Source organism: Streptomyces sp. A18, from assembly GCF_059026065.1.
Window position 1 is genome coordinate 75,660 of sequence record NZ_JBWLKL010000014.1, and the last position, 16,964, is coordinate 92,623.

Below are 16,964 nucleotides of genomic sequence, written 5' to 3' on the forward strand. Positions count from 1 at the left end.
GGCAGTTGCTGACCCGACCGGGCACCGCTGGGCCCTCTCCCCAGCTAGTCTCGATGTCTGTACGTCGATTGAGCGACCTCGGGAGGTAGCGCGATGACGCAGGGACGGCCCGGAGGTGCCATCTGGGCCCCACTGTGGGAGCGCGACGCGGAGCTCGCCGAGGCGACGCGTGCCGTCGACGCGCTGTGCTCCGACGCGACGACGGCGGGCGGGCTGCTCGTCTTCCGCGGCGAGGCGGGCATCGGCAAGACGGCGCTGCTGTCCGAGGTGCGCCGCATCGCACAGGGGCGGGCCATCGTGTGGTCCGCGCGGGGCGGCGAGACCGTCACCTCCGTCCCCTTCAATGTCGTACGCCAGTTGCTGCAACCGGCTCTCGTCGCGCTCTCGCCCGAGGAGGCGCGGGAGTACCTCGGCGACTGGTACGAGATCGCGGGCCCGGCTCTCGGCATAGTCGAGCCGGCCGGTCTCCAGGCCGACCCGCAGGGCGTGTGCGACGGCCTGGTCGAGGCGGTCGCCCGCCTTTCCGGGCTGCACTGGCCGCTCGTCCTGCTCATCGACGACGCGCACTGGGCCGACCAGGAGACCCTGCACTGGCTGTCCGCATTCGCCCAGCGCCTGGACGAGCTGCCCGTCCTCGTGGTGGTCGCCCACCGCCCGGACGAAGCGCTCGGGGACAGCGCACGCCACCTCGACGCGGTCGGCGCGCTGGCCCGCACCTCGCCCCCGCTGCGGGCGCTCACGCCGGAAGCGGCGGCCGGACTCACCCGCGCCACGCTCGGCGAGCACGCGGACGCCCCGTTCTGCCGCGAGGTATGGGCGGTGACCGGCGGCAATCCCTACGAATCCGTGGAACTGCTCGCCAAGGTGCAGGACAGCGGGCTCGATCCTGTGGAGAGTTCCGCCGCCGAACTGCGCGCCCTGAACCGCTCGGCACGTGGCCGCGGACTCGTCGCCCGCCTCGAAGGACTCGGCACGGACGTCACGCGGTTCGCGTGGGCGGCGGCGATCCTGGGCACCGCCATCTCGCTCGACCTCGCCGCCTCGCTCGCCGGCCTGACCCGCGAGACGGCCCAGCGGTGTGCGGAGCGGCTGAGTACGGCGCGCATCCTGCTCGGCGGCGAAGAGGGCCTGGAGTTCGTCCATCCACTGATCGCCACGACCGTCTACCGCTCCATCCCGCCCGCCACCCGCACCGCGATGCACGGCCAGGCGGCCTGGGCCGTCACGCTGTCCGGACGTGGTCCGGCGGCGGCGTCCCGGCACCTCCTCGAGGTCCATCCGGACGACGACCCCGAACTGGTCGACCAGTTGCGCGAGGCGGCGGCCGAGCACCTCGCGGTCGGCGCGCCGGACGCGGCCCGCCGCTGCCTCGAACGCGCCCTGCGGGAGCCGCCGCTGCCCGAGATCCAGGCGCGCGTGCTCTACGAACTGGGCTGCGCCACGCTCCTCACCTCGCCCGTCACGACCATCGGCCACCTGCGCGAGGCCCTCCACACCCCGGGTCTCGACCGCGGGCTGCGCGTGGACGCCGTCTGCCGCCTCTCCCAAGCCCTGGTGCACAACGACCAGTTGGAGGAGGCCCTGCGTGTCGTGGATGCCGAGGCCGCCCGTCTCGAACCGGGGCCCGACCGGATGCGACTGCAGGGCGTCCACTACATGTGGGAGGGCATCCACGCGGGCGAGGAGGACGCGCAGGGCCGTTCGCGGCGGCTCGCTGCGCTCGCCGGACCGCTGCGGGGGCGCGACAACTCCGAGCGTGCGCTGCTGATCCTGCGCGCCTTCGACGCCATGACCCGTGGGGAGAACGCGGAGGAGATCATCGAGCTCTGCGACCGCTCCCTCGTCAACGGCCGCCTCGCGCCGGGGCTCGGCTGGACCGACACGGAGTGGGGCTTCGAGCTCCTGATGATGCTGGGCAGCGCCTACATCTTCACCGACCGCCTGGACCGCGCAGAGAGCCTCTTCGCCGAGGCGGTCCGCGCCTACGAGACCGCGGGCTGGAGCGGCGGCCATCTGGCGCTCGCCAAGGCCTGGGCCGGTCTCGTCCACCGCAGGCGCGGGCGGCTCACCGAGGCGGAGGCCTCGCTGCGGGAGAGCCTGCGCCTCGCCGACCGCGTCGGCAGCGGGCTCCCGATGCACTGGGACGCCGCGTGCATGCTCATCGACACGCTGCTCGCCCGCGGCAAGATCGAGGAGGCCCGCGAGGTCGCCGACCACTACGGCATCGCGCCGCCCTACCCGTCCACGATCTTCGTTCCCGACATCCACTCCGTGCGGGGCCGCCTGCTGATCGCCACGGGTCAACTCACGGAAGGCATCAACGAATTGGAGGTGGCCGCGAAGGCTTCGAACGCACGCGGCCGCTACAACACGATCGTCGCCCCCTGGGCACACGACCTCGCCCGCGCACTGGCCGCGCAGGACCCGCGGCGCGCCGCCGAGCTGGCCGCGGACGCACGGGTCCAGGCAGAGCTCTTCGGCACGGAGACGGCGATCGGCGAGGCACTGCGCTGCGCGGCGTCCCTGGAGAGCGGTCAGCGCGCGGTAGCGCTGTACGCGCGAGCCGTGGCCTGCCTGGAGGCATCACCGTGCGCCTACGAACACGCGGCCGCACGGGTCGAGTACGGAATCGCGGCGGGCTGCGCGAGCGAGCTGGCGCGGGGCCTTGCCCTGGCCGAATCCTGAGGGGCGGACGGGTTGGTCGCGCGGGCGCGGGCGTCGTTGGAGGTGGCGGGGGTGTGAGGGCAGGCCGCCCGGAACGAACACGGCAAAGCCGGTGCCCGACGGCTCCGAAGCCCCCGGCCCAGGCGGGCCCATGACCCCGGCCCGGGGTGTGCCTCATCCTGAGCCCAGGCGGGCATTAGCCCCGGCCAGGCACGCCGACCTTGGCCTCGGTCCAGGCGTGGCGCCCGAGACTCCACTCCCAGGCGGCCCCATTACCCCCGGCTGAAGCAGGTCCAGGCCGGCCACTTCGGCGTGCCGCCCGAAGCCTCGGCTCCCAGGTGTGCGCCCGAACTTCGGCTCCCTGGCGCGCCCATGCCCCGCACCAGGTGTGCATGAGCACCGGCCCGTGCGCGCCCAAGGCGGTGACCCAGGTGTGCCTCAGCCGCAGCCGGGGGGTGTCCGTGGCCCCGGCCCCGACACGAGCCGCCCACGCCCTCGGCTTCCGCGCGAGCCGCCCACGCTCCGGCCCCCACGCGAGCCGCCCACGCCCCAGCCCCCGGCCCGGCGTGCCTCAGCCCAACCGTCCCACCACCTCCCGCGCCTCCCCCATGACCCGCTCCACCAGCTCCGCACACGACGGCAAGTCGTCGATCACCCCCGCCACTTGGCCCGAAGCCATGGCTCCCGTCTCCGGCACCCCGTCCACCATCGCCGACTTCAGCATCATCGGCGTGTTCGCCGCCAGCAGCACCTGACTCCATGTCATGCCCTTGCCGTGCCGCATCGCGAGTCCGTCCCGGACCATTTCCCCCCAGCCCATCCCTGACAACTTCCGGAACGCCGCCGCGTGCCGTACGGCCCGTGCGAGGGAAGTCGCCCGGCCCGAGCTCTCCAGGGAAGCGACCAGATCCGTGCGCAGCATCCGATGGGGGAGGCCGTCCACCCGTGTGGTCACCGTGATGTCCTTGACCGAGGCGGCCAGATAGCGTGCCTTGACCGCGTCCGGCACCGTCGAGTCCGATGTCAGAAGGAAGCGGGTGCCCATCGCGACCCCCGCCGCGCCATAAGCGAGCGCGGCGACGAGGCCGCGCCCGTCGAAGAAGCCGCCCGCCGCGATCACCGGAATGTCCACCGCGTCCACGACCTGCGGCAGCAGCACGGTCGTTGCGACTTCACCCGTGTGCCCGCCGCCCTCGCCGCCCTGTACGACGACGGCGTCCGCGCCCCACGCCGCGACCTTCTCCGCATGACGCCGCGCGCCGATGGACGGGATGACGACCACCCCGGCATCCTTCAGCTCCGCGATCAGCTCCTGGGAGGGGGCGAGCGCGAAGGACGCGACCCGCACGCCCTCGTCGACGATGACCCGCACCCGCTCGCGCGCGTCGCCCGCGTCCGCACGGAGGTTGACCCCGAAGGGCTCGTCCGTACGGGACTTGACCTCCCGGACGGCCGAGCGCAGCTGGTCAACGGTCATCGTCGCGGAGGCCAGGATGCCCAGGGCGCCCGCGTTCGCCGTCGCGGAGACCAGGCGGGGGCCCGCCACCCAGCCCATGCCGGTCTGCACGATCGGGTACCGGACGCCGACCAGCTTGGTCAGCGCCGTCTCCATGCCCGCGGGGGCCGACGTCACGAGCGCACCTCGCGCTCGCGCAGACCGCGCGGGTCCACCACGTCCCGGATCAGCCGCAGTTCCTCCGCGGTCGGCTCGCGGGTGTGCGGCACGTCCTCCGCCTCCGCGAGCGTGAAGCCGGTCGCCTCGCGCACCTGCTCTACCGTCACGCCCGGATGCACCGAGATGAGGCGCATCGCGTGGTCGGCCGCCCCGAAGTCGAAGACGCCGAGGTCCGACACGACCCGGCGCAGGTCGTGGAAGCGCGTCGCGGAAGGACCGGCCGCCGCGGCGCTGTCGTAGCCGACCCCGCTGATCATGTCGACCTTCTCGACGAAGACCCGCTTCGAGTGCCGGGGGATCCAGTAACTCACCGGATTGTTGAGGGTGTTGACCGGGGCGCCGCGGACCCCGAGCAACTGGCGCTTGGGTCGCTCCCAGTCGCCGATGCAGGAGATGTTCTGGTTCCCGAAGCGGTCGATCTGGCTCGCGCCCATCATGACGTGACGCCTGCCGCCCATGGCCATCGTCAAGTGTTTGCGGTACGGCAACCAGCCCTCCGTCACCGCTGACGGCGCCCCCACGGCGGGCACGTCGCCGACCAGCAGCGCCTCCCCGTCCGTGAGCAGCAGGTCCGGAGAGAAGGTCAGCTTGGCCAGGCGGGCGCCGATCGCCGGGACCGTGCCCATCGGCGACGCCAGGATCTCGCCCGCGTCCCGCCAGGCCTCGGCACATGCGATCACGCAGTACTCGGCGCGGGTGACGGCGGACGTGGTCCCGGGTGCTCCGGACGCCGCCTTCGGGTCGGTCTGCGTCATCGCTGCTCCTTGTGCCAGGTCTGGACGGCCGATTGGTAGGCCTCTTCCGTACCGCTGAGGAAGCGCTCCTCGAACTCCTTCCAGGCCTCCGGGACGCCGGCGGCGGTGACGTACGCCTTCTGGAAGAGCTCGTCGCGGGCGTAGTCCGGCGCGCACGACGTGAAGTGCGCGCCCTTGGGCGTCTCGGTCACACCCGTCACCGCGTGCCGGGACACCAGCATCGTCTGCGGTGCCGCCTTCTCGGTGAGCTCGCTCGACCCGACGATCCGCTCGCACGACACGTACGCCGTGTCGGCCGCCTCGCAGAACAGGTCGTCGAAGTACGGGTCAGGGCCCAGATACTGGGCGTTGCCCAGGCGGTCGGCGCGGTTCAGGTGGACCAGCGCCGCGTCCATCCGCAGGGCGGGCGCGGCGACCAGTTCCTCCGCGTCCTCGTACGGCGAAGTGACCGTACGCAGCTGGGGGTTGACCCGCAGGACGTCCGAGCCGAGGCCCGCGCGGATCGGCAGGAACGGCAGCCGCTGCGCGCCGGCCGTCAGGCCCTGCATCATCATCGCCTCGTCCAGCTCGACCAGTTCGAAGGCGCCACGCTCGCGTGCCGCACGGAAGTGCGGCTCCAGCGGGATCGAGTCCAGGGTCGTGAACGCCGTGACCAGCTTGCGGATCTTGCCCGCCGCGGCGAGCAGGCCGACGTCCGGGCCGCCGTACGAAACGACCGTGAGGTCCGTGACATCGGACCGCAGCAGCGCCCGAACCAGCGCCATCGGCTTGCGGCGCGACCCCCAGCCGCCGATGCCGAGGGTCATCCCGCTCCGCAGACGCCCCACGATCGCGTCGGGCGTCATGGTCTTGTCCGTCATGCCCTGCCCTCCTCCTTCTTTCCGGAGCCTGTTCCGAAGCCCTCGCGGACGCGATCGGCCAGGCCGCTCAAATTCGCCTCGAAGGTGAAGCCCTGCTCGAAGCGGTAACTGCGGTGCACGTCGACCGGGTCGATGCCGTTGATCGCGGCCTTGGCGAACCGCAGCAGAGTCCCGTCCTTCTGAGCGATCTCGCGCGCCAACTCCATCGCCGCATCGAACAGTTCCGCGCGCGGCACGACCCGCCACACGGAGCCGTGCGCATGCAGTTCGGCCGCGGTGGCCGTGCGCGAGGTGTAGTACAGGGCGCGCATCAAGTGCTGCGGCACGAGGCGGGCGAGGTGCGTGGCGGCGCCGAGCGCGCCCCGGTCCAGTTCGGGCAGGCCGAACGTCGCGTCCTCGCTCGCCACGATCGCGTCCGCGTTGCCCACCAGGCCGATGCCGCCGCCCAGGCAGAAGCCGTTCACCGCGGCCACGACCGGGACCTCGCACTCGTACACCGCCGAAAACGCCTCATAGCACCCGCGGTTGGCACCAATCAGCGCGCTGTGGCCGCTGTCGCGCTGCATCTCCTTGATGTCCACGCCCGCGTTGAAACCGCGGCCCTCGGCGGTCAGGACGACGCAGCGCGTCCCGGGATCGCGGCCCGCCGCGCGCACCGCGGCCGCGAGGTCGAACCACCCCTGCACGGGCAGGGCGTTCACGGGCGGGAAGTCGACGGTGACGACGGCCACGCCCTTGTCCGGGGTGGAGGTGGAGACAGACATCAGAGGATCCGCTACCTTTCGACCAAGCCCTTCAACCAAACATTTGTTAGTTGGAAAGGTAGCAGCGATGACTGACACCCGACAGGTGGTGGTCGTCCCGCCAACCACGAAACGTTTCCCGCCAGTTCCGCATCACCGAGGAGTGCCGCATGACCTCAGCCAAGAAGCCGGGCGCAGGAATCTGTGACGGACGCGTCGTGATCGTCACGGGCGCCGGCCGCGGCCTCGGCCGTGCGCACGCGCGCGCGTACGCAGCCGCGGGCGCCAAGCTCGTCGTCAACGACCTCGGTGTGGGGCCCGACGGCTCCGGGGCGTCGGGTGGGCCCGCGCATGACGTCGTCGACGAGATCCGCGCGGCGGGCGGCGAAGCCGTCGCGCACGGCGGCGACATCGCCACGCCCGAGGGCGCCGCCTCTCTGGTGAGGGCCGCCCTCGACACGTACGGGCACCTCGACACCCTCGTCAACAACGCGGGATTCCTGCGGGACCGGATGCTGGTCAACCTCGAGGAGGACGACTGGGACGCTGTGATGCGCGTCCATCTGAAGGGGCACTTCCTGCCGCTCAAGCACGCGGCAGGCTACTGGCGCGGCGAGGCGAAGGCAGGCCGTGCCAGGCACGCGTGCGTGGTCAACACCAGCTCCGGCGCGGGGCTGTTGGGCAGCGTCGGGCAGGGCAACTACAGCGCGGCCAAAGCCGGGATCCTCGGGCTCACCATGGTCGCATCCGCCGAATTCGGCTCGTACGGAGTGCGGGTCAACGCGATCGCGCCCGCCGCGCGGACGCGCATGACGGAGCAGACCTTCGCGGACACCATGGCTGCCCCTGAGGACGCAGGCTTCGACGCGATGGCTCCGGAGAACGTGTCGCCGGTCGTGGTGTGGCTCGGCTCCGAGGCCTCCGCCGGTGTCACCGGCCGTGTCTTCGAGGCCGAAGCGGGACGCATCACCGTCATGGAGGGCTGGCGTCGGGGGCCGACGGCCGACAAGGGGGCGCGCTGGACCCCGGCGGAGGCGGGTGACGCGGCGATGCAGCTGCTGGCCGGCGCGGAGGCACCGCAGCCGGTCTACGGCCTCAGGTAGGGCGTGACGAAGTGGCCGCCGGACGGGCTCCAGAGGCTTCAACAGAGCCTCAGGATGCGCTCCCGAGGCTTCACAGACCCTCAGGACGCGCTCCCGAGGCTCCATTGGAGCCCGTTCTGCGGCATGCAGGCGGCCGTCAGACCCCGGACGCCACCCGCACCGGTTCCGTGCCTTCCGCGCTGTGCCGCTCCGCCCAGTTCTCCAGCGACGTACGGCATGCGTGGTCCAGGTGGCGCAGCCCCGCGAGGTCGAGCTCGATCGGGCGGTCCTGGGGCAGTGCCTCGAGCGCGTCGAGCATCTTGGGGAGGCGTAGGAAGGTGGCGTTGCCCGACAAGAGGACGCGGATCGGGCCCGCACCCTTGTCGACGACCTCCACCTGCACGTGCGACGTCTCCCACGCGGTCTTTATCACCGCGAGGACGAGACCGATGAGGACGCCCTCGAACATGCTGACTGTGACGATCGCCCCCGCCGTGACGACCAGGACGACCGCCTCACCGCGGTGTTCGCGCCACAGCACCGCCAACTGCCGCACGGGGACGAGCTTGCAGCCCGCGTGCACGAGGACACCCGCGAGCGCCGCGACCGGGATCAGGCCGAGCGCGTTGGGCAGCAGGGCCGCGAAGAGGAGCAGCCAGACGCCGTGCAGGACGCGGGACGCCTTCGTCCGCGCGCCCGCCCGCACGTTGGCCGAACTGCGGACGATGACGGCAGTCATCGGCAGGGCGCCGAGCAGCCCGCACACGGTGTTGCCCGCGCCCTGCGCCATGAGCTCCTTGTTGTACGACGTACGCGGACCATCGTGCAGCCGGTCCACCGCGGCCGCGCTGAACAGGCTCTCCGCCGACGCGATCAGGGCGAACGCGAGGACGGTGCCGACGGCGCCGAGACTCAGCAGATCACCGAAGGCGGCGGCGTCCGGCATCCGCACCGCCTCGATGAGCCCCTGCACCTCGACCGTGGCCACCGGAAGCGAGAAGAGCAGCGTGGCACCCGAGGCGAGCGCCACGGCGGCGAGCGGCGCGGGCACGACGCGGACCTTCGCGGGGAGCCTGTGCCAGAGGACGAGCACGGCGATGGTGCCCAGGCCGAGCCCGCAGGCGGTCAGCGCACGCTCCGAGCCGACCACGCCGATGAGCATCCCCGGCAGCCCGGCGATCTTGTCGAGGCCGCTCGCGGGGGCTTCCCGGTCCGCCATGGCGTACAACTGCCCGGCGATCAGGACGAGCCCGATCCCGGCGAGCATGCCTTCGACGACGGCCACGGAGATGGCGCGGAAGAAACGGCCGAGCCGCATTGCGCCCATGCCCAGCTGGAGAAGCCCGGCGGCGAGCACGAGGGCGCCGAGCGCCGCGAGACCGTACTCCCGCACGGCTTCGTAGACGAGGACGGTGAGTCCGGCGGCGGGACCGCTGACCTGGAGGCTGCTGCCGGGCAGCAGACCGGTGACGAGACCGCCGACGATGCCGGTGATCAGGCCGAGTTCGGCGGGCACCCCGGAGGCGACGGCCACGCCCAGGCACAAGGGCAGGGCGACGAGGAAGACGACTACGGAGGCGGCGACGTCGTGCCGCGCGTCAGCGGGCGCCCTGAACAGTGAGCGGGCGCGATCGGGCAGGGAGGCAGGGGAAGGCTGCATGTCGGTTGACTCCTGAGCGCCGTGGGGGGCGCATCGGTGTGACGTGGACCGGTGTTCGGGTCCGGCCGACGGACGCGTCAGGCGTGCGGGCCTGACGGCACGGCCGAGCCGGATGGGCCGATCAGCAGCGGAAGACCTGCAGCAGGGCGGGTAGTTCGCGGCCGGCTGGTCTCGACTCGCGGTGGGCGACGGTGACGGGGCGGTACACGCGCGTGCCGTCGTCCACGGTGGAGACCGTGCGGGCCTGGAGGGGTGGGGTCGTGTCGGGAGCGAGGTCGCGGCAGTTCGGGCGACCGCGGGCCCGGAAGCGTTCGGAGGTCTCTCCGGGGTGTGTGTCGTCGCCGCACTGCGCGTACGGCGCGGTGGCAGGCGGAGTGCGCGATTCCGTGCCGTACGCGGGCTCGTTGACCCCGTGGGCGAAGCACTGGACGACAACCAGGAGCACGGCGAGCAGCGCCGCGGGCAGCACCCGCCCGCGCACTACGGCTCCCGTCACGGTGGCAAAGTCCTCACGTGGCTGCGTAACTCGCATGGTCACCAAGTAACTTAACCCGCCAGTTGTGTCACCTGTGTGACCGGACGCTCACATGGCGCGATAGCCACCCTTCGATCACGCGTACGTGGCGCGTTTGCGCGGGCCGGGTGTTTTGGGGTGTGTACTGCGCGCCGGCATGGCTCTGCCGCGGTACGCCCGTATTGCGCCACCCGAAACCCCACCGAAACCACCCCACCGAACCGCCCACCTACACTCCGGCCCATGGCGCGGATCCTGCCCTTCCAGCCCAGGGGACTCCCCACCGGTGACGAGAGCGGGGCCGCCCTGCGGTTCCGCACCGTGCACGGCTACCGGCGCGCGTACCGCACAGCGGGTGAGGGACCAGCGATCCTGCTGATCCACGGCATCGGCGACTCTTCGGCGACCTGGTCCCCGCTGATCCCCCAACTCGCGCGTACCCACCTGGTCATCGCCCCTGACCTGCTCGGTCACGGCGCTTCCGAGAAGCCGCGGGCCGATTACTCGGTGGCCGCGTACGCCAATGGAGTGCGGGACCTGCTCGGCGCGCTCGGCATCGAGCGGGTCACCCTCGTCGGGCACTCGTTCGGCGGCGGAGTGGCGATGCAGTTCGCCTACCAGTTCCCCGAGCGCGTCGACCGGCTCGTCCTGGTGAGCACGGGAGGCGTCGGCCCCCAGGTCACCCCAGTGCTGCGGGGCGTCTCCCTGCCCGGCGCCGCGCTGCTGCTCTCCCTGCTCGGGCTGCCCGGTGCCGATCTGCCGGTGCGGGCGGTCGTCGCGCTGCTCCGGCTGCTCGACACCGGTCTCGGGCAGGACGCGCCGGAGTTGCTGGGCCTGGTCGACGCGCTGCCGGACGTGTGGGCGCGGGCCGCGTTCATCCGCACGCTGCGGTCCGTCGTCGACTGGCGCGGCCAGGTGGTCACCATGCTGGACCGCTGCTACCTCGCCCAGGGCATGCCCACGCTCCTGGTCTGGGGCGACCGCGACGGCGTCCTGTCGGTCGACCACGCGTTCACCGCGCACGAGGCGATGCCCGGCAGCCGCCTCGAAATCTTCCCGGGGGCCGGGCACTTCCCCTTTCACGCCGATCCCGTGCGCTTCCTCGCGCTCCTGGAGGAGTTCATCGGGGCGACGGAACCGGCCAATTGGAGCATCGACCAGTGGTGGCGCCTGCTGCGGGCGGGGCCGCCGGGCGACGACGCGTACGTCGACGAGATGGAGCGGCGGTATCGAGAGGCGAGCGAGCGGAGCGCCACATAGGTGCACCACATGGGTGCGCCACCCCTGGGCGCCCCAGCGGGCGCCCAGGGCTTGCGCCTAGGGCTTGCGCCAGACCGTCATGTCCGCGGTCAGGAAGCTGAACCCGCCCTTCGGCAGCGCGGTCGACTTCACCTGGACCACGAGCAGCGCGATGTCTCCGGAGGGGGACTTCACGCAGATCTCGCTGCCGGCCGCGGCCGCTGCCAGCGGGAGGTTGTGACTGTCGGCGCCCTTGAGGAGGAGACGGCAGGAATCGAGGGTGGCCCCCGGTTTGCCGTACAGCATGGTGATCACGCTCTTGTCGCTCTCCAGCGCGCAGCTGTCCCCGCAGACGAAGCGGATGTCGCCCTTGCGGTCCTTGCGGCTGACCGGCTCCTTGAGGCTCAGTGAGTTCTTCTCGTCCAGCCACTGCTGGGGGTACGCGACGGCTCGCGGCTGCGTGGACGCCGTCGAGGAGGGGCGTGACACATCCGGAGCCCGGCCGCTCTTGTCGCCGCTCTTGTCACCGGCCGTCCGTGAGGTCCCACCGGACTCTGAACTCTCACCGGTCCCCGACTTCTCACCGGTCCCGGAGCCCGAGGTCGTCCCGGATCCCGACGTGGACCCCGACGACCGTCCGGACGCCTCCGCACCGGACCGCGAGGACCCGTCGCGCTCGCGGAGCCGGTCCGTCACGTCCATGACCGTCCACGTCAGGCCCGCGAGCAGCAGCGCGCCCGCCGTCACACCGGCCGTGATGAGCGCGACGCGTCTTCGGCGGGTCCGCCGCCGCGCCTGAGGCCCCGCGGGTTGCGACTGCGGTGGCGCGAACAACGGCACAGTGTGCGCCGTGTTCACGGGAGGCACCGGAGGCACCTGATGCGTCTGATGGACCTGCTGCAACTGATGGACCGGGGTGGGGTGCGGGACCGGAGCCGGAACCGCCACCTCCGGGCCCGTGACCTCGCGCCAGACGGCGGGCCCTCCGCCCGCGTCGGCGTCCCCGCCGAGTCGCTGCCGGCACCAGTCGACGATCTCCGCCAGAGTCGCCCGCTCCGCCGGATCCGCGGCCAGGCACCGGGCGAACAACGGCCGGAGCTGCGCGGGCAGCAGGGACAGATCGGGCTGCGAGTGCACGATCCGGTACAGCACGCTGACCGAGGGACCGTCCCCGTACAGCGGTTCGCCCAGCGCCGCGAACGCGGCTGTCTGGCCGAGCGCGAAGACGTCGGTGGCCGCCGTGACCTCGCCCACGGACGCCTGCTCGGGCGCCATGAACTGGGGCGTGCCGACGACGGAACCCGTGGCCGTGTACGCGGACGTGGCGCCGGAGGTCAGCGAGATGCCGAAATCGATGACGCGCGGCCCGTCCGAGGCCAGCAGCACGTTCGACGGCTTCAGGTCCCGGTGCACGATGCCCGCGGCATGGATGGCCTGCAGTGCCTCGGCCACCCCCGCCATGAGCCAGAGGACCGCGGGCACCGGCAGCGGACCACGCCGGGCGACGGCGTCCGACAGGGAGGGGCCGGGTACGTACAGCGTGGCCAGCCAGGGCGGTGCGCCGTTCGCGTCGGCATCGATCAGCTCGGCCGTGTACGCGCCGCGGACCCGCTGGGCCGCCTTGATCTCCCGGCCGAACCGCCGCCGGAAGGCCGGGTCGTCGGCCAGTTCCGGACGTACCACCTTGATCGCGAGAGGGCGCCCGCCCTGCGTGTGCGACAGGTAGACCCGGCCCATGCCACCGGCGCCGAGCCGGGCGGCGAGACGGTATCCGGCCACCACGGGCGGATCGTCCGCCTGCAATGGCTTGAACACCTCAGGCACGTCGTTCATCGGCCCTCGTCCCCCTGCTCCCCAGATCCCCTGATCAGCAGCAGCCTAAAGGGTGCCTGGAGACCGCCCTCCTGAGCCCGGCCCTACCGCTCCTCCTCCGCGCGCTCCGCGAGGACCCGCTGTGCCACCGCGAACGCCGAATTGGCCGCGGGAACACCGCAGTAGACCGCCGTCTGGAGCAGTACCGCGCCGATCTCCTCGGGGGTGAGGCCAATGCGGCGGGCCGCCCGGACGTGCATGGCCAGCTCGTCGTAGTGCCCGTGTGCGACCAGGGCGGTCATGGTGATCATGCTGCGTTCGCGGTGCGCGAGGGTGGGGTCGGTCCAGATCTCGCCCCAGGCGTAGCGGGAGATGAAGTCCTGGAAGCGGGCCGTGAAGGGCGTGGTGTTCCCTTGCGCACGGTCCACGTGCGCGTCACCCAGGACCGCCCGCCGGACCGCCATTCCGCTCGCGGCGGCGCCCGTCAGGTGCGTGCGCAGGGCGGCGGTCACGGCCTCCGGGCGCTCGGCGGGCGCCAGATGCGAGGCGCCCGCAAGCTCCGTGAGGGATGCGCCCGGCACGGCGTCGGCGATCTCGCGGGCGTGGGCGGGCGGCGTCGCAGGGTCCTCGCGGCCCGCGACGACGAGCGTGGGCGCGGTGATCGTCGCCAGCGACTCCCTGATGTCGTACGCCGCCAGCGCATCGCAGCACGCGGCGTACGCGTCGGGGTCGGTGTTCCGGTGGTCGTCCACCAGGCCGGGGACCGTGAACCCGGGCGTGAACCACCGGCCGGGCGCGCTCTGTGCGAGGTCGGCGAGGCCCTCGCGGCGCACGAGTGCCGCGCGCTCCGCCCAGCGTGCGCTGCCGCCGAAGTGCGCCGACGAGCAGATCACGGCGAGGCTCTCCACCCGCTCCGGGTGGTGCGCGGCCAGGTGCAGGCCGACGGCGCCGCCGAGAGAGACGCCCGCGTACGCGAAGCGCTCGATGCCCAGGGAATCGGCGAGCGCGAGGACGAGCGATGCCAGGTCCGCGACGGTGGCTCCCGGGCCGATGAGGGCGGCGGGGGACGTGCCGTGGCCAGGCAGGTCCCAGCGCAGGACCCGGTGGGTGGTGGAGAGTTCGGGCGCCACGGCGTCCCACAGGGCGGTGGAGGTGCCGAGCGAGGGGCCGAGCAGGAGAGGGGGCGCGGTCGGGGCGCCCTCGGTGGTGTGGTGCGGCAGTTCGCCGGTCATCGTCGCTCCAGGGCTCGGTCCGTGAGGGCTCCGGCGGAGCCGGTGTAACGGGCGGGGTCGGTGAGTTCGGTGAGGTCGACGGCCGCGAGGCCGGGCTCCTCGGCGAGGACCTCCGAGAGGACGTCCGCGAGGGACGTGCCCTCGTCGAGGGTGCGGCGGGCCGCCGATGTGAGGAGCTCCTTCGCGCGGGCCCGGCCCAGGAGGGGTGTCAGCTCGGCCGTGAGGCGCTCGGAGACGATCAACCCGTGGGTGAGGCCGAGGTGTTCGCGCATCGCGTCCGGGTGGACCCGGAGGTTCTCGGCGAGCTCCACCGCCTGGTGGCTCGCGCCGCCGACCGTGCGGAGCAGGTCACGGAGGGGTTCCCACTCCGCGTGCCAGGCGCCTGCCGGGCGCTCGTCCTCGGCGGCCATCGACGCGTGGAGCGCCGCCGCGAGGGCGGGGGCGCGGCGGGCGGCGGACGCGATGAGGGTGGAGCGGACGGGGTTCGCCTTGTGCGGCATGGCGGACGAGCCGCCCCCCGCGCCCTCGGTGAGTTCGGCGAGCTCGGTACGGGTGAGGGTGAGGACGTCCACGGCCACCTTGCCGAGGGCTCCCGCGGTGAAGGCGAGGGCCGCGCCCAGGTCGGCGACGGGAGTGCGGAGGGTGTGCCAGGGCAGGACGGGCTCGGCCAGCCGGAGCTGACGGGCGTAGGCCGCGACGAGCCCTTCCCCGGGCCCGCCCGCATCCGGGACCGCCACTGACGGCGATTCGCCTGCGTACGCCCCGAAGGCCGCCAACGTGCCTGCCGCGCCCCCCAGTTGAGCCGGAAGCGTGGCCCGTACCGTCCTCAGTCTGTCCCGGGCGTCGAGCGCCAGTGCGCGCCAGCCCGCCGCCTTGAGGCCGAACGTCGTCGGGACCGCGTGCTGGGTCAGAGTGCGGCCCGGCATCACCGTGTCCCGGTGTTCCGCCGCCAGGCGGGCGAGCGCTGTCTCTGCACGGGTCAGGTCCGTCAGGATCAGGTCCAGCGTGTGCCGTGCGACGAGCATCGTCGCCGAGTCCATGATGTCCTGGCTCGTCGCGCCCCGGTGGACGTAGGGCGCCGCCTCCGCAGGCACCGCCGCCGTCAGGTCCGCGACCAGCGGGATCACCGGATTGCCGCCGGCCCGTGCGCGGAGCGCGATGTCGCGTACGTCGAAGCGGTCGGCGCGGGCCGCTTCGGTCACCGCCTCCGCAGCCTCCGCCGGGGCCAGCCCCACCGTCGCCTGGGCCCGCGTCAGTGCTGCCTCCGCGTCCAGCATCGCCTGGAGGAAGGCGGTGTCGTCCGTCGCGGCATCGGCGGGGGAGCCCGCTCGCCCGGGAGCGAGCAGGCCCACGTCGGTACCTTCATGACCGGGGGGAAGAAGACTCACTGGAACTCCAGGAACACCGTTTCGCCCTCGCCCTGAAGGCGGATGTCGAAACGGTACGTGTGGCTCGCCCCGGGGCGGGTGATCAGCGTCGCGCGCCGCGCCGGGTCGAGCGAGCCGAGGAGGGTGTCGCCGGGCTCGTCGACCAGGTAGGCGCGCGTGTACAGGTGGTGGAGCAGACCGCGCGCGAAGACGGCGACCGCGATGTACGAGACCCCGCCCGGCGGGAGAGTACGGACCGTCCAGTGGCCGTCCGCGTCCGTCGGGACGCGGCCGAAGCCCGTGAAGACGAGACCGTCGCGGCCGATGACCTCGCCCGTCACCGGGTCGTGCCGCAGCGATCCCGGTGAGCCTGTCCGTGAGCCGTCGGGCGCGGGCTGCCAGGTCTCGATGAGGGCGTCGGGGACGGGGTTCCCCGCGCCGTCGTACACGTACCCGTGCAGGGTGATCGTGTCCGGGTGGCCGGTCGGCGCGACCTCGCCGCCGCGCGGGAAGGGCAGCGCGTAGCCGTAGAACGGGCCGACCGTCTGGGAGGGAGTCGGGGCGTACGACATCAGTGGTTGTCGCCTTCCTCGAAGAGCGTCGCGGAGGGGCCGTCGAGGACGATGTCCCAGCGGTAGCCGAGCGACCACTCGGGGGTGGAGAGATCGTGGTCGTAGGCGGAGACGAGGCGCGCTCGCGCGGACTCGTCGGTGACCGAGCGCAGCACCGGGTCGTGGGCGAACAGCGGGTCGCCCGGGAAGTACATCTGCGTCACCAGGCGCTGCGTGAACGCCGTGCCGAAGAGCGAGAAGTGGATGTGCGCGGGGCGCCACGCGTTGACGTGGTTGCGCCACGGGTACGCGCCCGGCTTGATCGTCGTGAAGGAGTACGTTCCCTCGTCGTCGGTCAGGCAGCGGCCGAAGCCCGTGAAGTTCGGGTCGAGCGGCGCCGGGTGCTGGTCGAGCTGGTGGGCGTACCTGCCGGACGCGTTGGCCTGCCACAGCTCGACCAACTGGCCGCGCACGGGCCGCCCTTCGCGGTCCAGGACGCGGCCGGCCACGGTGATCCGCTCGCCGAGCGGCTCGCCCAGATGCTGGCGCGTCAGGTCGCGATCGAGCGCCGTGATGTCGGTGACGCCGAACGCGGGACCGCTCAGCTCCACGGCCTCCGGGTCGCGCAGCGGGATCAGGGACTGCTTGGGGTGGCGGAAGTGGCTGCTGCGGTACGGGGGATAGTCGCGCGGCGGGTGGTCGGCGGGCGCGGGCGACGCCTGCGCCCTGGCGACCTCCGCGTCTATCTCCTGCTGGCTCAGCCCGTCGGGCAGGGGTTCGGTGAGGGTCATGTCTCTCGGCTCCGTGGGT

Annotated in this window: 14 protein-coding genes; 3 read left to right on the forward strand and 11 right to left on the reverse strand. The window is 72.5% G+C overall.

Annotated features, from left to right (window positions below; genetic code table 11):
- The first annotated feature begins 93 nt into the window (after nt 1-93).
- The gene (locus AC5P1C_RS22735) at nt 94-2,685 is read left to right on the forward strand and encodes an ATP-binding protein (protein WP_493867738.1); all 2,592 of its coding nucleotides are present in this window, start codon (nt 94-96) and stop codon (nt 2,683-2,685) included.
- 550 nt (nt 2,686-3,235) lie between these two features.
- Here the strand turns inward: AC5P1C_RS22735 and AC5P1C_RS22740 are convergent.
- Genes AC5P1C_RS22740 through AC5P1C_RS22755 form a run of 4 tightly spaced genes read right to left on the reverse strand, consistent with a single transcriptional unit; the run spans nt 3,236 to nt 6,718 of the window.
- Nucleotides 3,236-4,297, reverse strand: coding sequence for an NAD(P)H-dependent flavin oxidoreductase (locus tag AC5P1C_RS22740; RefSeq protein ID WP_493867739.1), 1,062 nt, complete (start codon nt 4,295-4,297; stop codon nt 3,236-3,238).
- Nucleotides 4,294-5,094 carry a CoA-transferase subunit beta gene (locus AC5P1C_RS22745; protein WP_493867740.1) on the reverse strand — a complete coding sequence of 267 codons (801 nt, stop codon included), beginning with the start codon at nt 5,092-5,094 and terminating at the stop codon, nt 4,294-4,296. Before AC5P1C_RS22745 ends, AC5P1C_RS22740 begins: the two co-directional genes overlap by 4 nt.
- On the reverse strand, nt 5,091-5,954 hold the full coding sequence (locus tag AC5P1C_RS22750; RefSeq protein WP_493867741.1) for a CoA transferase subunit A: 864 nt from the start codon (nt 5,952-5,954) through the stop codon (nt 5,091-5,093). The genes AC5P1C_RS22745 and AC5P1C_RS22750 overlap by 4 nt, the downstream gene beginning before the upstream one ends.
- Nucleotides 5,951-6,718: an enoyl-CoA hydratase family protein gene (locus AC5P1C_RS22755; protein WP_493867742.1), complete on the reverse strand. Its 768-nt coding sequence runs from the start codon at nt 6,716-6,718 to the stop codon at nt 5,951-5,953. The genes AC5P1C_RS22750 and AC5P1C_RS22755 overlap by 4 nt, the downstream gene beginning before the upstream one ends.
- 149 nt (nt 6,719-6,867) lie before the next feature.
- Here AC5P1C_RS22755 and AC5P1C_RS22760 point away from each other — a divergent pair, with 149 nt between their 5' ends.
- The gene (locus tag AC5P1C_RS22760) at nt 6,868-7,800 is read left to right on the forward strand and encodes an SDR family oxidoreductase (RefSeq protein ID WP_493867743.1); all 933 of its coding nucleotides are present in this window, start codon (nt 6,868-6,870) and stop codon (nt 7,798-7,800) included.
- A gap of 136 nt (nt 7,801-7,936) precedes the next feature.
- Here the strand turns inward: AC5P1C_RS22760 and AC5P1C_RS22765 are convergent, their stop codons facing one another.
- On the reverse strand, nt 7,937-9,439 hold the full coding sequence (locus AC5P1C_RS22765) for a SulP family inorganic anion transporter (protein WP_493867744.1): 1,503 nt from the start codon (nt 9,437-9,439) through the stop codon (nt 7,937-7,939).
- Nucleotides 9,440-9,560: 121 nt separating this feature from the next.
- Entirely contained in the window at nt 9,561-9,935 is a 375-nt protein-coding gene (locus AC5P1C_RS22770; protein WP_493867745.1) for a hypothetical protein, read from the reverse strand.
- 261 nt (nt 9,936-10,196) lie between these two features.
- Here AC5P1C_RS22770 and AC5P1C_RS22775 point away from each other — a divergent pair, with 261 nt between their 5' ends.
- Complete coding sequence (locus tag AC5P1C_RS22775; protein WP_493867746.1) at nt 10,197-11,213, forward strand: alpha/beta fold hydrolase; 1,017 nt, start codon at nt 10,197-10,199, stop codon at nt 11,211-11,213.
- A 57-nt stretch (nt 11,214-11,270) separates the two neighbouring features.
- Here the strand turns inward: AC5P1C_RS22775 and AC5P1C_RS22780 are convergent, their stop codons facing one another.
- The 5 genes from AC5P1C_RS22780 to pcaH form a co-directional block, all read right to left on the reverse strand.
- A complete protein-coding gene (locus AC5P1C_RS22780; RefSeq protein WP_493867747.1) occupies nt 11,271-13,025 on the reverse strand; it encodes a serine/threonine-protein kinase in 1,755 nt (584 codons plus the stop codon).
- Nucleotides 13,026-13,108: 83 nt separating this feature from the next.
- Nucleotides 13,109-14,236 carry a bifunctional 3-oxoadipate enol-lactonase/4-carboxymuconolactone decarboxylase PcaDC gene (gene pcaDC, locus AC5P1C_RS22785; protein WP_493867748.1) on the reverse strand — a complete coding sequence of 376 codons (1,128 nt, stop codon included), beginning with the start codon at nt 14,234-14,236 and terminating at the stop codon, nt 13,109-13,111.
- Nucleotides 14,233-15,588 (reverse strand): 3-carboxy-cis,cis-muconate cycloisomerase, encoded by a 1,356-nt coding sequence (pcaB, locus tag AC5P1C_RS22790; protein WP_493867749.1) that lies wholly within the window; start codon nt 15,586-15,588, stop codon nt 14,233-14,235. The genes pcaDC and pcaB overlap by 4 nt, the downstream gene beginning before the upstream one ends.
- A gap of 32 nt (nt 15,589-15,620) precedes the next feature.
- Entirely contained in the window at nt 15,621-16,175 is a 555-nt protein-coding gene (gene pcaG / locus AC5P1C_RS22795; protein ID WP_493867750.1) for a protocatechuate 3,4-dioxygenase subunit alpha, read from the reverse strand.
- Nucleotides 16,175-16,945 (reverse strand): protocatechuate 3,4-dioxygenase subunit beta, encoded by a 771-nt coding sequence (pcaH, locus tag AC5P1C_RS22800; protein WP_493867751.1) that lies wholly within the window; start codon nt 16,943-16,945, stop codon nt 16,175-16,177. The genes pcaG and pcaH overlap by 1 nt, the downstream gene beginning before the upstream one ends.
- Between the last annotated feature and the right edge of the window lie 19 nt (nt 16,946-16,964).

Excerpts from the sequence above, each read along its gene's own strand:
- AC5P1C_RS22745 (WP_493867740.1), bottom strand. The coding sequence starts at position 5,094 with ATGACGCAGACCGACCCGAAGGCGGCGTCCGGAGCACCCGGGACCACG.
- AC5P1C_RS22765 (WP_493867744.1), bottom strand. The coding sequence starts at position 9,439 with ATGCAGCCTTCCCCTGCCTCCCTGCCCGATCGCGCCCGCTCACTGTTC.
- AC5P1C_RS22750 (WP_493867741.1), bottom strand. The coding sequence starts at position 5,954 with ATGACGGACAAGACCATGACGCCCGACGCGATCGTGGGGCGTCTGCGG.
- pcaH (WP_493867751.1), bottom strand. The coding sequence starts at position 16,945 with ATGACCCTCACCGAACCCCTGCCCGACGGGCTGAGCCAGCAGGAGATA.
- pcaG (WP_493867750.1), bottom strand. The coding sequence starts at position 16,175 with ATGTCGTACGCCCCGACTCCCTCCCAGACGGTCGGCCCGTTCTACGGC.
- AC5P1C_RS22755 (WP_493867742.1), bottom strand. The coding sequence starts at position 6,718 with ATGTCTGTCTCCACCTCCACCCCGGACAAGGGCGTGGCCGTCGTCACC.
- AC5P1C_RS22780 (WP_493867747.1), bottom strand. The coding sequence starts at position 13,025 with ATGAACGACGTGCCTGAGGTGTTCAAGCCATTGCAGGCGGACGATCCG.
- AC5P1C_RS22735 (WP_493867738.1), top strand. The coding sequence starts at position 94 with ATGACGCAGGGACGGCCCGGAGGTGCCATCTGGGCCCCACTGTGGGAG.
- AC5P1C_RS22775 (WP_493867746.1), top strand. The coding sequence starts at position 10,197 with ATGGCGCGGATCCTGCCCTTCCAGCCCAGGGGACTCCCCACCGGTGAC.
- AC5P1C_RS22760 (WP_493867743.1), top strand. The coding sequence starts at position 6,868 with ATGACCTCAGCCAAGAAGCCGGGCGCAGGAATCTGTGACGGACGCGTC.
- pcaDC (WP_493867748.1), bottom strand. The coding sequence starts at position 14,236 with ATGACCGGCGAACTGCCGCACCACACCACCGAGGGCGCCCCGACCGCG.